This window comes from Streptacidiphilus alkalitolerans, assembly GCF_042511045.1.
Classification (GTDB): Bacteria; Actinomycetota; Actinomycetes; order Streptomycetales; family Streptomycetaceae; genus Streptacidiphilus; species Streptacidiphilus alkalitolerans.
In genome coordinates, this window is sequence record NZ_JBHEZX010000003.1 from 133,334 (window position 1) to 146,383 (window position 13,050).

The 13,050-nt window shown below is 74.0% G+C and carries 10 protein-coding genes; 2 read left to right on the top strand and 8 right to left on the bottom strand.

All coding sequences use genetic code 11. The features are described 5' to 3' along the window. Positions 1–3: 3 nt before the first annotated feature. The 5 genes from ACEZDG_RS07330 to ACEZDG_RS07350 all read right to left on the bottom strand — a co-directional run bounded on the left by ACEZDG_RS07330 (position 4) and on the right by ACEZDG_RS07350 (position 5,224). The gene (locus tag ACEZDG_RS07330; protein WP_380504196.1) at positions 4–1,452 is read right to left on the bottom strand and encodes an alpha/beta fold hydrolase; all 1,449 of its coding nucleotides are present in this window, start codon (positions 1,450–1,452) and stop codon (positions 4–6) included. Next, the gene (gene alr / locus ACEZDG_RS07335; protein ID WP_380504199.1) at positions 1,449–2,603 is read right to left on the bottom strand and encodes an alanine racemase; all 1,155 of its coding nucleotides are present in this window, start codon (positions 2,601–2,603) and stop codon (positions 1,449–1,451) included. Before alr ends, ACEZDG_RS07330 begins: the two co-directional genes overlap by 4 nt. 74 nt (positions 2,604–2,677) lie before the next feature. Then, complete coding sequence (locus tag ACEZDG_RS07340) at positions 2,678–3,274, bottom strand: L,D-transpeptidase (RefSeq protein WP_380504202.1); 597 nt, start codon at positions 3,272–3,274, stop codon at positions 2,678–2,680. Between the two features lie 51 nt (positions 3,275–3,325). Beyond that, complete coding sequence (locus ACEZDG_RS07345; RefSeq protein WP_380504205.1) at positions 3,326–4,843, bottom strand: NAD(P)H-hydrate dehydratase; 1,518 nt, start codon at positions 4,841–4,843, stop codon at positions 3,326–3,328. A gap of 12 nt (positions 4,844–4,855) precedes the next feature. Beyond that, positions 4,856–5,224, bottom strand: a complete 369-nt coding sequence (locus tag ACEZDG_RS07350; RefSeq protein ID WP_380504208.1) for a holo-ACP synthase — start codon at positions 5,222–5,224, stop codon at positions 4,856–4,858. Positions 5,225–5,296: 72 nt separating this feature from the next. Between ACEZDG_RS07350 and ACEZDG_RS07355 the strand changes: the two genes are divergently transcribed. Continuing rightward, a complete protein-coding gene (locus ACEZDG_RS07355; RefSeq protein WP_380504211.1) occupies positions 5,297–8,518 on the top strand; it encodes a BTAD domain-containing putative transcriptional regulator in 3,222 nt (1,073 codons plus the stop codon). Positions 8,519–8,537: 19 nt separating this feature from the next. On the opposite strand, the gene ACEZDG_RS07360 is transcribed toward ACEZDG_RS07355, so the two are convergent. Then, positions 8,538–9,347, bottom strand: coding sequence for an ABC transporter permease (locus tag ACEZDG_RS07360; protein WP_380504214.1), 810 nt, complete (start codon positions 9,345–9,347; stop codon positions 8,538–8,540). A 2-nt stretch (positions 9,348–9,349) separates the two neighbouring features. Further along, positions 9,350–10,342 carry an ATP-binding cassette domain-containing protein gene (locus ACEZDG_RS07365; RefSeq protein ID WP_380504217.1) on the bottom strand — a complete coding sequence of 331 codons (993 nt, stop codon included), beginning with the start codon at positions 10,340–10,342 and terminating at the stop codon, positions 9,350–9,352. Positions 10,343–10,482: 140 nt separating this feature from the next. Between ACEZDG_RS07365 and coaA the strand changes: the two genes are divergently transcribed. Next, positions 10,483–11,463, top strand: a complete 981-nt coding sequence (gene coaA, locus ACEZDG_RS07370) for a type I pantothenate kinase (RefSeq protein WP_380504220.1) — start codon at positions 10,483–10,485, stop codon at positions 11,461–11,463. 111 nt (positions 11,464–11,574) lie between these two features. On the opposite strand, the gene glmM is transcribed toward coaA, so the two are convergent. Beyond that, positions 11,575–12,933 (bottom strand): phosphoglucosamine mutase, encoded by a 1,359-nt coding sequence (glmM, locus tag ACEZDG_RS07375; RefSeq protein WP_380504223.1) that lies wholly within the window; start codon positions 12,931–12,933, stop codon positions 11,575–11,577. Positions 12,934–13,050 lie beyond the last annotated feature (117 nt).

The following is a 13,050-nucleotide window of genomic DNA, read 5'->3' on the forward strand; positions in this document are numbered from 1 at the left end:
CGGTCAGGGCTGCGGTACGGCCTCGGGTTCCGGCAGGCCCAGCGCCAGGTCCCGCACGGCCTGCGGCAGCGGCGCCCCCGACCGTCTCGCCGCCTGCTCCAGCAGCAGCGCGAGCTGGGTGTTGACCAGGTCGGGACGCTCCAGCATGACCAGGTGCCCGGCGTCCTTGACGATCACCAGCTCGGCGTCGGGCAGCTCGGCGGCGATGGCCTCGCTGTGGGCGGCCGGGGTGAGCAGGTCGCGGGTGCCGCCGAGGACCAGCGTGGGTATGCCGCGGAAGGCGGCCAGCGCGGCCTTCTTCTCGTGCAGGGCGAAGGCCGGGAAGAACTCGGCGACCACGTCGATCGGGGTGGCCTCCAGCATCCGCTGGGCGAAGCGCTCGACGGCGGGGTCCACGTCCTCGGTGCCGAAGGAGAACTTGCGGTAGATCACCGAGGTGAGGTCGCTGCCGAGGCGGCGGCTGCGCTCCACCAGGTCGCGCTGCCTGCCCAGGGTCTTGAGCACGCTGGGGGCTATCCGGTGCAGCACCTTGGCCCCGTAGGAGGGCAGCCCGAGGGTGACCCCGGACCAGCTGCCCGCGGTGGTGCCGATCAGGGCGACGGCGGCGACCCGGTCGGCGAACAGCTCGGGGTGCTGGTCGGCGAGGGCCATCACGGTCATGCCGCCCATGGAGTGGCCCACCAGGACCAGCGGCCCGGTCGGTGCGACCGCGTCGATGACGGCCTTGAGATCGCCGCCGAGCTGGTCGATGGCGGCCGGCTGCCCGGCCAGGTGGCTGCGGCTGCGCTCGGAGCGGCCGTGGCTGCGCTGGTCCCAGAAGACCAGCCGCAGGCCCTCCCGGAAGGCCGCGCGCTGGAAGTGCCAGGAGTCCTGGTTGAGGCAGTAGCCGTGGCAGAAGACCACGGTCAGCGGCGGGGTGGGGGCCATCCCGAGCCAGCTGCCGACGCCGGACAGCACGCCGCCGAGCGGTCCGCCGGTCCCCTGGGCCCCGGCCGCGGGCCGGAACCGGCCGAGCCAGCCCTTGCGTCCGCCGGCGCCGTTCGCGGTGCCGGCGGCGCCATTGGCCGCACCGTTGGTCTCGCCGCCGGTCAGCACGGGTGCGTCGGCGCCCTGGTCGGGCCAGCCGCTGCCGTCCAGCTCCACGTACAGCTCGGTGCCGTCCGGCGCGGCGACGGTCCGCGGACGGCCCCGCAGCGAGCCGAAGGGGGTGGCCGCGTCCACCTCGATCCCGGCCCGGCGGCGCATGTCCCGGCCGATCGCCAGCCGCTCCACGGCCACCCCGGCCGCGGCGCCGGCGGCGACCACGCCCACGGTCAGGCCGACCAGGCCGGCCCGGCGCCAGCGTCCGGCCGCGACGTCGCCCACCACGGCCCCGGCCGCTGCCGCCACCTGGCGGCCGGCCTCGACGGCCGCCGCCCCGGCGACGGTCGAGATGCTGTCCTCGCCGCTCATCCGCGCCCCCCGTGGTCCGGCCCGGCGTTCAGGTACCGGCGCGGGACCCGTGCCCCGATCCTGGTGACGATCTCGTAGGAGATGGTCCCGGTCGCCCGGGCCCAGTCCTCGGCGGTGGGCTCGCCGCGGTCGCCGGGGCCGAAGAGCACGGCCAGGTCGCCGACCTCGGCCGGGTCGCCGCCGAGGTCCACCACGAACTGGTCCATGGCCACCCGTCCGGCGACGGTGCGCCACTTGCCGCCGAGCCACAGCGGGCCCCGGCCGCTGGCGTGCCGGGGGATGCCGTCGGCGTAGCCCATCGGGACCAGCGCCAGAGTGGTCTCGCCCTGGGTGACGTAGCTGTGGCCGTAACTGACGCCGTGTCCGCCGGGCACCCGCTTCACCTGGGCGAGCCCGGCCTGAAGGGTCATCACCGGGCGCAGTCCGAACTCCTCGGGACCGCCCACCTCGGGCACCGGGGAGAGGCCGTACTGCGCCAGCCCGGCCCGGACCAGGTCGAAGTGGGTCTCCGGCATCAGCAGGGTGGCCGGGGAGTTGGCCAGGTGCCGCACCTCGGGCCGCAGGCCCGCGGCCTCGGCGACGACCAGCGCCTGGCGGAAGGCGGTGAGCTGGGCGGCGTTCGCGGGGTGGCCCGGCTCGTCGGCGCAGGCGAAGTGGGACCACAGCCCGGCGACGGTGAGCAGGCCCTCGGCCTCGGCCGCGCGGGCGGCGGCGACCAGGTCGGGCCAGTCGTGCGGCTGGGCGCCGTTGCGGCCGAGGCCGGTGTCGGCCTTGAGGTGGATCCTGGCCGGACGGCCGGTGGCCCGGACCGCGTCCAGGACGTGCCGCAGCGCCCACTCGCCGCTGACCGAGATGTCCAGGTCGGCGGCGACCGCCTGGGCCCACGGCCCGGCGGGCGTCCACAGCCAGCAGAGCACCCTGGCCCGGTCCGGGGTGATCCCGGCGGCGCGCAGGGCGAGCGCCTCCTCGGGCGTGGCGGTGCCGAGCCAGGTCGCCCCGGCGTCCAGCGCCGCCAGGGCGCAGGGCACCGCGCCGTGGCCGTAGGCGTCGGCCTTGACCACGGACATGACTCCGGCCGACCCGGTCCGGGCGCGGAGGGCGCGGACGTTCCCCCGCAGCGCGGCCAGGTCGATCACGGCTTCGGCACGCATCGCAGTTTCCATTGCCGCTGATTCTCCCAGACGGGTGCCGCTGCCCGATGCGGCTACCCGTCAGGTGTGGCCGGTCAGGTGCCGGGCTTGCGGCCGAAGATCTTGACCGGGTCGTGCAGCTTGAGGATGCTCCAGGCCTTCTTGGCGTCCCAGGTGTTCATGTTGACGCAGCCGTGCGACCCGGGCGGGGTGGACATCGGCTCGTTCAGGCCGTGCAGCGCCTCGCCGCCGGAGAAGAACTCGCTGTACGGCATGGCCACGTGGTAGAGCGTGGACCAGTGGTTCACCTGGCGGCTGTAGATGTGCCAGAGCCCGGTCCTGGTGGCGTAGCCGCGGCGTCCGGTGCGGACCTGCACCGGGCCGAAGACCACCTTCTTGCCGACCTGGATCCACATCCGCTGGTGCGTCAGGTCGACACAGGCGATCCGGCCCTTGTTGGTCGGGCACAGGCCTGCGGCGTTGGGCCCGGTGGCCTTCTTCGCCACGGCGGTCTGCTTCACCGCGACCTGCTGCACCACCGCGGTCTGCTGCACCGCGGCAACCCCCTGCACCGGGACGGCCTGCGCGTCGGTCGCCCCGACGCACGCCGTCGCGACGATCCCGGCCCCAGCCAGGAGCGCCCCGGCCCGCTTGGTCAGTTTCAACTGGCCCTCACCCTCTCGTGTCCCCATCGGCGGTCGTACCTTGAGAGGCCGTGGCGGAGCCCCTTGGTTGCAGGCTGCTCAGCCGATTCTCAGCTGTTTCCCAAGGGACAGTACGGTTTCCGCCCCTCGGGCCACATCGCGCCACGCCGCCGGAAGCGCCGCCGCGACCTCCGAGGCGGTGATCGGGGCGCCCTCGGCCGCCCCGCTCGCGGTCCGTCCGGCCAGGCCGTGCAGATAGGCCGCCACCGAGCCCGCGTCCAGCGGGGCCAGGCCCGCCGCGAGCAGCGAACCGGCCAGCCCGGACAGCACGTCGCCGCTGCCGGCCGTGGCCAGCCAGGGCGTGCCGGTCGGGTTCACCCGGACCGGGACGGCCGGGTCGGGACCGGCCACCAGCGTGGTCGAGCCCTTGAGCAGCACGGTGCAGCCGTACAGCTCGGCCAGCCGCCGCGCGTACGGCAGCCGGGAGGCCTCGACCTGCTCCCGGGTGGCCTGGACGCCCGCCCCGGCGAGCAGCGCGACCGCCTCGCCCGCGTGCGGGGTCAGCAGCAGGTCGGGCCTCGGGACCGGCCCGCGCCGGGCCAGCAGCCGCAGCGCGTCGGCGTCCAGCAGCAGTGGTACGGCCGCGTCCAGCGCCTGGTCCAGGGTCCGCTGCGCCTCCTCGCCGTCCGAGAGGCCGGGGCCGACCACCCAGGCCTGGACCCGTCCGGCCTGCGCCGGGCCCTGGTCCGACACCAGCACCTCGGGATGCGCCCGGACCACCTCGGCCGCGGCGGAGCCGGTGTAGCGCACCGCTCCGGCGCCGGCGTGCAGCGCCGAGGAGACCGCGAGCACGGCCGCGCCGGGGTAGCGGGCCGAGCCCGCGGCGATGCCGACCACCCCGCGCCGGTACTTGTCGCTCTCGCCCGAGGGCCGCGGCAGCAGCGCCGCGACATCGGCGTGCTGCAGCGCCTCGACGGCGGCGGACGGTACCGCGATGCCGATCGGCACCAGCCGGACCACCCCGGCGTACTCCGCGCCGGGGTCGACCAGCAGGCCGGGCTTGTGCGTCCCGAAGGTCACCGTCACCGCCGCCCGGACCGCGTCCCCGGCCACCTCGCCGGTGTCCGCGTCCACCCCGCTGGGCAGGTCCACCGCCACCACCGGGACGCCCGCCCGCTCGACCGCCCGGAGGTAGGGCAGCGCCCCGGCGCGCAGGCCGCCCCGGCCGCCGATCCCGACGATGCCGTCCAGCACCAGGTCGGCCCGGGCGATCTCGGCGCAGCCCTCCCGCTGATCCCCCGTCAGCACGCCCCCAGCGGCCCGAAAGGCCGTCAGCGCGGCCCGGTGCACCCGGTCCTGATCGAGCAGCACCGCGCCGACCCGGGCGCCGCGGGCGGCCAGCCGGGCCCCGGCGAACAGGGTGTCGGCCCCGTTGTCCCCGCTGCCGACCAGCAGCACCACCCTGCTGCCGTAGATCCGGCCGGACGCCCGCAGCAGTTCCGCGCAGGTCGCCGCGAGACCGGCGGCGGCCCGCTGCATCAGCGTCCCCTCCGGCAGCAGCTGCCGCAGCTCGCCCTCGGCCGCCCGTACCTGCTCCACCGTGTGCGCGTAGCGCATCAGCCCTGCTCCTCACCCCTCGGCGATCACCATGGCCGACGCTACGCCCGCGTCATGGCTCAGCGAGAGGTGCCACGTCCGTACGCCCAGTTCCGCCGCGCGGGCGGCCACCGTGCCGCGCAGTTCCAGCACCGGGCGGCCGGACGGCTCGGTACGCACCTCGGCGTCGGTCCAGAGCAGCCCGCCGGGCGCGCCCAGCGCCTTGGCCAGCGCCTCCTTGGCCGCGAACCGGGCGGCCAGCGAGGCCGCGCCGCGCGGATCCCCGGCCGGGGTGACCAGCTCGTCCGGGGTGAACAGCCGCTCCGCGAGGGTGGGGGTCCGTTTCAGCGACGCCGCGAAACGGTCGATCGACGCCACGTCGATCCCGATCCCGATGATCATTCCTGCTCTCCCTCACTCGACCGCAGCCCATCATCGTGCACCGGCGCCCCGGTTTCCCTGGAGAATGGCACTGTGCGGATACAACTGCTCGGCCCGCTCCAGGTCACCGACACCGACGGCACGGCCGTCGACCTCGGTGGCGCCCGGCTGCGCGTGCTGCTGACCGCACTCGCCCTGGACGCGGACCGGCCGGTGTCCGCGAGCAGCCTGACCGGGACCCTCTGGCCGGACGGCGACGGCCCGGCCAACCCCGCCAACGCGCTGCAGGCCCTGGTCTCCCGGCTGCGCGGGGTCCTCGGCCGGGAGCTGGTGGCGGCCACCCCGACCGGCTACCGGCTGGTCCTCGACCCCGCCGAGGTCGATGTGCACCGCTTCACCCGGCTGCTGTGCGGCCCCGCCGCGGCCCCCGGGCCCAGCTCCGAGCAGCTCACCGAGGCGTTGGCGCTGTGGCGCGGCCCGGCCCTGGCGGACGTCCCCGGCTTCCCCGAGGCCGCCGCCCGGCTGGAGGCGCTGCGCGCGCACGCCAGGGAAGACCTGCTCGAACGGAGGATCGACGCGGGTGAGGGCGCTGAGCTGCTGGGCGAGCTGCACGCCCTCACCGCCGAGGCCCCGCTCCGGGACCGCCCGCGCGCCCTGCTGATGCGGGCCCTGCACCGGTCCGGACGGACGGCCGAGGCCCTGGCCGCCTACGAGCAGGGCCGGGCGCTGCTCGCCGAGGAACTGGGCACCGATCCCTCACCGCTGCTCCGCGACACCCACCAGGCCGTGCTCACCACCGACCCGTCGGCAGCCGCGGCCCCGGCACCGGCCCCCGCCCAGGAGCCGTCCGCGCTGCCCTCGGCGCTGACCAGCTTCCTCGGCCGCGAGCCCGACCTCGCCGCCGTGCGCGCGGCGCTCGGCGCCGCCCGGCTGGTCACCCTGATCGGCCCCGGCGGCGCCGGGAAGACCCGGCTGGCCCTGGAAGCGGCCGGCAAGGCCGGTGCGGCCGGGGCGGCGCCGGTCCGGCTGGTCGAACTGGCCCCGCTGAGCGACCCGGCCGACCTGCCGTCCACCGTGCTGGCCGCGCTGCAGCTGCGCGAGTCCGCCGCCGCGCAGCGGGCCACCATGGCGCCGCACCGGGTCGCCGAGGCGACCGAGCGCATCGTCGCCGCCCTCGGCGCCCGTCCGCTGCTGCTGGTGCTGGACAACTGCGAGCACCTGATCGAGGCCGCCGCCGCCCTCGCCGCCCGGATGCTGGCCGGCTGCCCCGGGCTGCGGATCCTGGCGACCAGCCGTGAGGCGCTGGGCATCAACGGCGAGCAGCTGCACCCCGTCCCGCCGCTGGGATTCCCCGCGGACCCGCAGCAGGACCGGCTGCTGACGCCGGATCAGGCCGCCGGCTTCCCCGCGGTCCAGCTGTTCACCGACCGGGCCGCAGCCGTCCGCCCCGGCTACCGCCCCTCCCCCGACGACCTGCCCGCCGTGCTGCGGATCTGCCGGGCGCTGGACGGGCAGCCGCTGGCGATCGAGCTGGCCGCCGCCCGGATGCGCAGCCTCACCCCGGTGCAGATCGACCAGCGGCTGGCCCGCCGGTTCCACCTGCTGACCGGCGGCAGCCGGGCCGCGCTGCCGCGCCAGCGGACCCTGCGCGCCGTGGTCGACTGGAGCTGGGACCTGCTGGAGAAGCCGGAGCGCTCGCTGCTGGCCCGGATGTCGGTGTTCGCCGGCGGCGCCGAACTGGAGACGGTCGAGGAGGTCTGCGCCTCGGACGAGCTGCCGTCCGACGAGGTGATGGACGCCCTCGCCTCCCTGGTCGACAAGTCGCTGGTGGTGCGCACCTCCGCGGGCCGTTACCGGTTGCTGGAGACGATCCGGGTCTACGCGGCGGAGAAACTGGACGACGCCGGGGCCACTGCGGCCACCCGGAACGCCCATGCCGCGCACTTCCTGGCGCTGGCCGAGGAGGGCGAGCCCTGGCTCTACACCTTCGGCCAGGTCGCCTGGCTGGCCCGGTTCATCGCGGAGCACGAGAACCTGATCTCCGCGCTGCGCTGGTCGGTCGAGCAGCGGGACGCGCCCACCGCGCAGCGCCTGGTCGCGGCCATGGGCTGGTACCTGTGGCGGCGCGGCGAGCGCGGCGAGAACCTGCCGCTGGTGCACCAGGCCCTGAACCTGCCCGCCGAGGACGTGCCGCCGACCGCCCGGGCGGTGGCGCTGGGCATCACCGCCCTCTACGGCCTGGACACCACCTGGGACGTCCCGGCCACCCTGAAGCTGATGCGCACCGCCGTGGTCCTGCGCGAGCAGTTGGAGGACCGGGACGCGCATCCGCTGCTGCCGATGCTGGACATCATGTCCTCGATGTTCGAACAGCGGGACTGGCGGATCGGCCCGCTGGCCCAGCGCATCTTCGACAACCGCAACCCCTGGGTCCGCGCCATCGCCCGGATGTTCATGGGCTACGCCCTGCAGAACAGCGGCCGGGTCGAGGAGGCGGAGAGCTACTTCCACGACGCCGCCGAGCGCTTCCGCGAGGTCGGCGACCTGTGGGGGCGCTCCTTCTGCGCGGCCGGGCTGGCCGACTACGCCCAGTGGCGCGGTGACATTCCGGAGGCGGTCCGGCTCTGGGAGCTGGCCATCGCCTTCGAGGCGGAGCTCGGCATCAGCGCCGACTCGGGCGACTACCGGGCCCGGCTGCTGACGGTCCGGGCGATGGGGCCGACCATCGACGCCGAGACCCTCGCCGAGCTGGAGCAGGAGGCGGCCACCGCGCTCAGGGAGGGCAACTGGACCGTGGTGCTCGCCACCCACAGCACCCTGGCCGAGGCCTACCGGCGGCTGGACCGGCTCGAGGACGGGCGCAGGACGCTGGCCACGGCGTCCGAGGTGGTCGGCATCCGCACCGGCGGCGCCCCGCAGGTGCAGTCCCTGCTGCTGGGCGCCAAGGGCTACATCGAGGCCGCAAGCGGCCGGTTCGAGCAGGCCGCCGACTACCACCGGCAGGCCCTGGAGGCGGCGGTGACCGCCTTCGACGGACCGGTCGCCGCCAATACCGTCCAGGGCTGGGCCGACCTGGCGCTCCGTCAGGGCGACCCGGCCCGCGCGGCGGAGCTGCTGGGCACCGCGCACCAGCTGCGCGGCATGCCCGACCTGTCCAACACCGATGTGCACCTGATCACCGCGGCGGCCACCGAGGCCCTGGGCGAGCAGGATTTCGCGGCGGCCTACGAACGCGGCCGGACCACCCCGAGCCAGGAGACGGTCTCCTCGCTCGGCGTGGCCCCGCCCCAGATCCCGGCCTTCGACGAGTTCTAGGACCACCTGTCGACGGCCGTCAGCTGCGGCGCTGGTAGGCGCGGACGGCCAGCGGGAAGAACACCGCCGCGATCACCGCCGCCCAGAGCAGGGTGTGCAGCACCGGCGCCTGCACCGGCCCGCCGACCAGCAGCGCTCGCATCGAGTCCACCAGCGAGGTGACCGGGTTGACCTTCACCCAGGCCTGCATCCAGCCCGGCATCGAGCCGACGCTGACAAAGGCGCTGGACGAGAAGGTCAGCGGGAACATCACCACGAAGCCCAGCATCTGGACCTTCTCCGGGTTGGCCGCGACCATCCCGACCAGCACCATCATCCAGGACATGGCCAGCGCGAAGACCAGCATCAGGCCCAGCGCCCCGAGCACCCCGGCCACCCCGGTCGGGCGGAAGCCCAGGCACAGGCCGAGGCCGAGCATCAGCGCCATCGACCAGACCTGCTTGCCCAGATCCGCCAGCACCCGCCCGGCCAGCGGGGCGGAACGGGCGATCGGCAGGCTGCGCAGCCGGTCGAAGACGCCCTTCTGGATGTCGTTGTTGAGCCCGATCGCGGTGTTCAGCGTGGCGAAGAGCCCGTTCTGCACCAGGATCCCGGCCAGCGCGAACTGCAGGTACGCATGGGTGGACCCGGACATCTGGCCGCCGAACACATAGGTGAACAGCAGCAGGAACATCACCGGTTGGATGCTGAGGTCCATCAGCTCCATCGGGTTGTGCTTGATCTGCACCAGGTTGCGCCAGGCCAGGGTGGCCGTGTGCTGCAGCCCGGCCAGCACGCCGACCTTGCCGGTGGTGACCGGCCCGTTCGCGGTCAGGGTTGCGGTAGCCATGGTCAGACTCCTGCCTTCACGGTCTCGTCGGTGGTGGTGCTCTCGGGGGCGGTGCCGTCGGGGGCGGTGCGGTGCCCGGTCAGGGTCAGGAAGACCTCGTCCAGGCTGGAACCGCGCAGCGAGAGCTCGCCGACCGGCAGCTCGGCCTGAGCCAGCCGGGCCACCACGGCCGGCATCAGCGCGACATCCCGGACCGGGGCGCTGATCAGCCCGTTCGCGGTGATCTCGGTGGACTCCCCGGCCAGCGCGGCGACCAGCCCGTAGGCCATGTGCAGATCCTCGGCACGCTGCATCCGCAGCTCCAGGACCTGCCCGCCGACCTGGGCCTTCAGCGCCTCCGGGGTGCCCCCGGCGATCACCCGGCCGTGGTCGATCACCACGATCTCGTCGGCGAGCTGGTCCGCCTCCTCCAGGTACTGGGTGGTCAGCAGGAAACTGACGCCCTCGCCGACCAGGCCGCGGACGATGTCCCACAGCTCATTGCGGCTGTGCGGGTCGAGCCCGGTGGTGGGCTCGTCCAGGAACAGCACCGAGGGCCGTCCGACCAGCGAGGCCGCCAGGTCGAGCCGGCGCCGCATCCCGCCGGAGAAGGTCCCGGCCGCCCGGCCGCCGGCCTCGGTCAGCGCGAATCGCTCCAGCAGCTCGGCGGCGCGGACCTTGGAGTCGGCCCGGGACAGGCCCAGCAGCCGGCCGATCATCACCAGGTTCTCGGTGCCGGTGAGCATCTCGTCCACCGCCGCGTACTGGCCGGTCAGCCCGATCTGCGCGCGCACCGCGCCGGCCTGCTTCACCACGTCGAGCCCGCCGACCAGGGCCCGTCCGGCATCGGGGCGCAGCAGCGTCGCCAGGATCCGCACCACCGTGGTCTTGCCGGCCCCGTTCGGGCCCAGCACCCCCAGTACCGTGCCGGTGCGGGCCACCAGGTCCACCCCGTCCAGCGCCTTTGTCTCCTTGAACGTCTTGACCAGGCCCTCGGCCTGGAACGCGTAGGTCATTCCGGGTCTCCCCCGTTCGCTCGTCGTCCTCGTCAGTGACGACTCTGCACCGACCCACTGACAGACCGCTGAGATGAATCTCTCGCCGCTGACAGCCCGCTGACGCGCACCCGCGGGCCGTACCGCCGGACAATGGACGGGTGCCGACCACGCTGGAAGCCCAACGCCGCGCTGACGCGTCCCCCTTCGTCGACCTCGACCGGGCGGAGTGGAGCGCGCTGCACCAGCGCACCCCGCTGCCGCTGACGGCGGACGAGCTGGAACGCCTGCGAGGACTCGGCGACGTCATCGACCTCCAGGAGGTCCAGGACGTCTACCTGCCGCTGTCCCGCCTGCTCAACCTGTACGTCACCGCGACCACCTCGCTGCGCGGCTCGTTGAACGCCTTCCTGGACAGCAACGAGCACACCCACACCCAGCAGGGCACCCCGTTCGTGATCGGGGTGGCCGGCAGCGTGGCGGTCGGCAAGTCCACCACCGCCCGGCTGCTGCAGGCCATGCTGGCCCGCTGGCCGGAGCACCCCCGGGTGGAACTGGTCACCACCGACGGCTTCCTGCTCCCCAACGCCGAGCTGCGGCGGCGCGGCCTGATGGCCCGCAAGGGGTTCCCCGAGTCCTACGACCGCAGGGCGCTGACCCGCTTCGTGGCGGACGTGAAGTCGGGCAAGGCCGAGGTCAGCGCGCCGGTCTACTCGCACCTGGTCTACGACATCGTCGAGGGCGAGCGGAACACCGTGCACCGCCCCGACATCCTGATCGTCGAGGGCCTCAACGTGCTCCAGCCGGCGCTGCCCGGCCTGGACGGCCGGACCAGGGTCGCGGTCGCCGACTTCTTCGACTTCTCGATCTACGTGGACGCCCGCGCGGACGACATCGAACGCTGGTACCTGGAGCGGTTCCGCAAGTTGCGGCTCACCGCGTTCCAGGATCCCTCCTCGTACTTCCGCCGCTTCACCGAGGTCCCGGAGGAGGAGGCACTGGACTACGGCCGTCAGGTCTGGCGCAGCATCAACCGCCCCAACCTGCTTGAGAACGTGGCCCCCACGCGGGGGCGCGCGAGTCTGATCCTCCGCAAGGGCGCCGACCACAAGGTGCAGCGGGTCCGCCTGCGGAAACTGTGAACGTCGGCGGTGGTTGCTGTTCGCGCAGTTCCCCGCGCCCCTAAGGGGTTGCAGCTGGCCCAGTTGCAGACACCTGGGGGCGCGGGGAACTGCGCGAACAAGTAGCTGAACTCAGCCCAGACGTTCCCGCACAACCTCGGCCAGCTTCTCGGCAACGCTCCGCGCGACGTCCGCGTCGGCGGCCTCGACCATGACCCGTACCAGCGGTTCGGTCCCCGAGGACCGCAGCAGGACGCGACCCGTCGAGCCCAGCTCGGCCTCCGCCGCGGCGACCGCCACCAACAGGCCCTCATCCGTCGCGGCCCGCGCCTTGTCCACGCCCTTGACGTTGATCAGCACCTGCGGCAGCCGCGTCATCACCGACGCCAGGTCCGCCACCGACTGCTTGGTCGCCGCCAGCCGCGCGGCCAGCATCAGCCCGGTCAGCGTCCCGTCCCCGGTGGTCGCGTGGTCCAGGAAGATCACGTGTCCGGACTGCTCGCCGCCGAGGTTGTAGCCGTACTGCTTCATCGACTCCAGCACGTACCGGTCGCCCACGGCCGTCTGCACCAGGTCGATGCCCTCCCGCTCCATCGCCAGCTTGAAGCCGAGGTTGGACATCACCGTGCCGACCACGGTGTTCTTGCCCAGGGTCCCGGCCTCCCGCATCGCGCAGGCGATCACCGCGAGGATCTGGTCGCCGTCGATCTCATTGCCCTCGGCGTCCACCGCGAGGCAGCGGTCGGCGTCGCCGTCGTGGGCGATGCCCAGGTCCGCGCCGTGTTCGACCACGGCCGCCCGCAGCGGGGCGAGGTGCGTGGAGCCGATGCCGTCGTTGATGTTCAGGCCGGTCGGGTCGTCGCCGATGGTGTGCACCACCTCGGCCCCGGCCCGCCGGAACACCTCGGGGGAGACCTTCGCCGCCGCGCCGTGCGCACCGTCGATGACGACCTTGAGCCCGTCGAGACGGTTGGGCAGCACCGAAAGCAGGTGGGCGAGGTACTGCTCGAAGCCCTCCGCGTGGTCCCGCACCCGGCCCACGGCCTCGCCGGTGGGGCGGGTCCAGGCGTGGCCCTCGAAGCGCTCGTACTCGGCCTCGATCGCGTCCTCGACCTCGTCGTCGAGCTTCTGGCCGCCGCGGGCCAGGAACTTGATGCCGTTGTCGGGCATCGCGTTGTGGCTGGCCGACAGCATCACGCCGAGGTCGGCGCCGAGCGCGTCGGTCAGGTACGCCACCGCGGGCGTCGGCAGGACGCCGACTCTCAGCACGTCGACGCCCGAGCTGGCCAGTCCGGCGATGACCGCCGCCTCCAGGAACTCGCCCGAGGCCCGCGGGTCGCGGCCGACCACCGCGACCGGGCGGTGCCCGGCGAACGCGCCGGCGTCCCCCAGGACGTGTGCGGCTGCGACCGAGAGGCCCAGCGCCAGTTCCGCCGTGAGGTCGACGTTCGCCAGTCCTCGTACGCCGTCCGTGCCAAAGAGTCGTCCCACTGCTGTTCCTCCGCGGCTCATTGCCAGTCAAAGTCCATAGAACGCAGCACGCCCCGGGAGCACATGGTGTGCTCCCGGGGCGTGACAGTCCAGCCCTGCCGCCACGCTGAGTTGTTC

Bases quoted from the DNA above. Each gene is read 5' to 3' on its own strand.
- ACEZDG_RS07330 (WP_380504196.1), bottom strand. From the start codon at position 1,452: ATGAGCGGCGAGGACAGCATCTCGACCGTCGCCGGGGCGGCGGCCGTC.
- alr (WP_380504199.1), bottom strand. From the start codon at position 2,603: ATGCGTGCCGAAGCCGTGATCGACCTGGCCGCGCTGCGGGGGAACGTC.
- ACEZDG_RS07340 (WP_380504202.1), bottom strand. From the start codon at position 3,274: ATGGGGACACGAGAGGGTGAGGGCCAGTTGAAACTGACCAAGCGGGCC.
- ACEZDG_RS07345 (WP_380504205.1), bottom strand. From the start codon at position 4,843: ATGCGCTACGCGCACACGGTGGAGCAGGTACGGGCGGCCGAGGGCGAG.
- ACEZDG_RS07350 (WP_380504208.1), bottom strand. From the start codon at position 5,224: ATGATCATCGGGATCGGGATCGACGTGGCGTCGATCGACCGTTTCGCG.
- ACEZDG_RS07360 (WP_380504214.1), bottom strand. From the start codon at position 9,347: ATGGCTACCGCAACCCTGACCGCGAACGGGCCGGTCACCACCGGCAAG.
- ACEZDG_RS07365 (WP_380504217.1), bottom strand. From the start codon at position 10,342: ATGACCTACGCGTTCCAGGCCGAGGGCCTGGTCAAGACGTTCAAGGAG.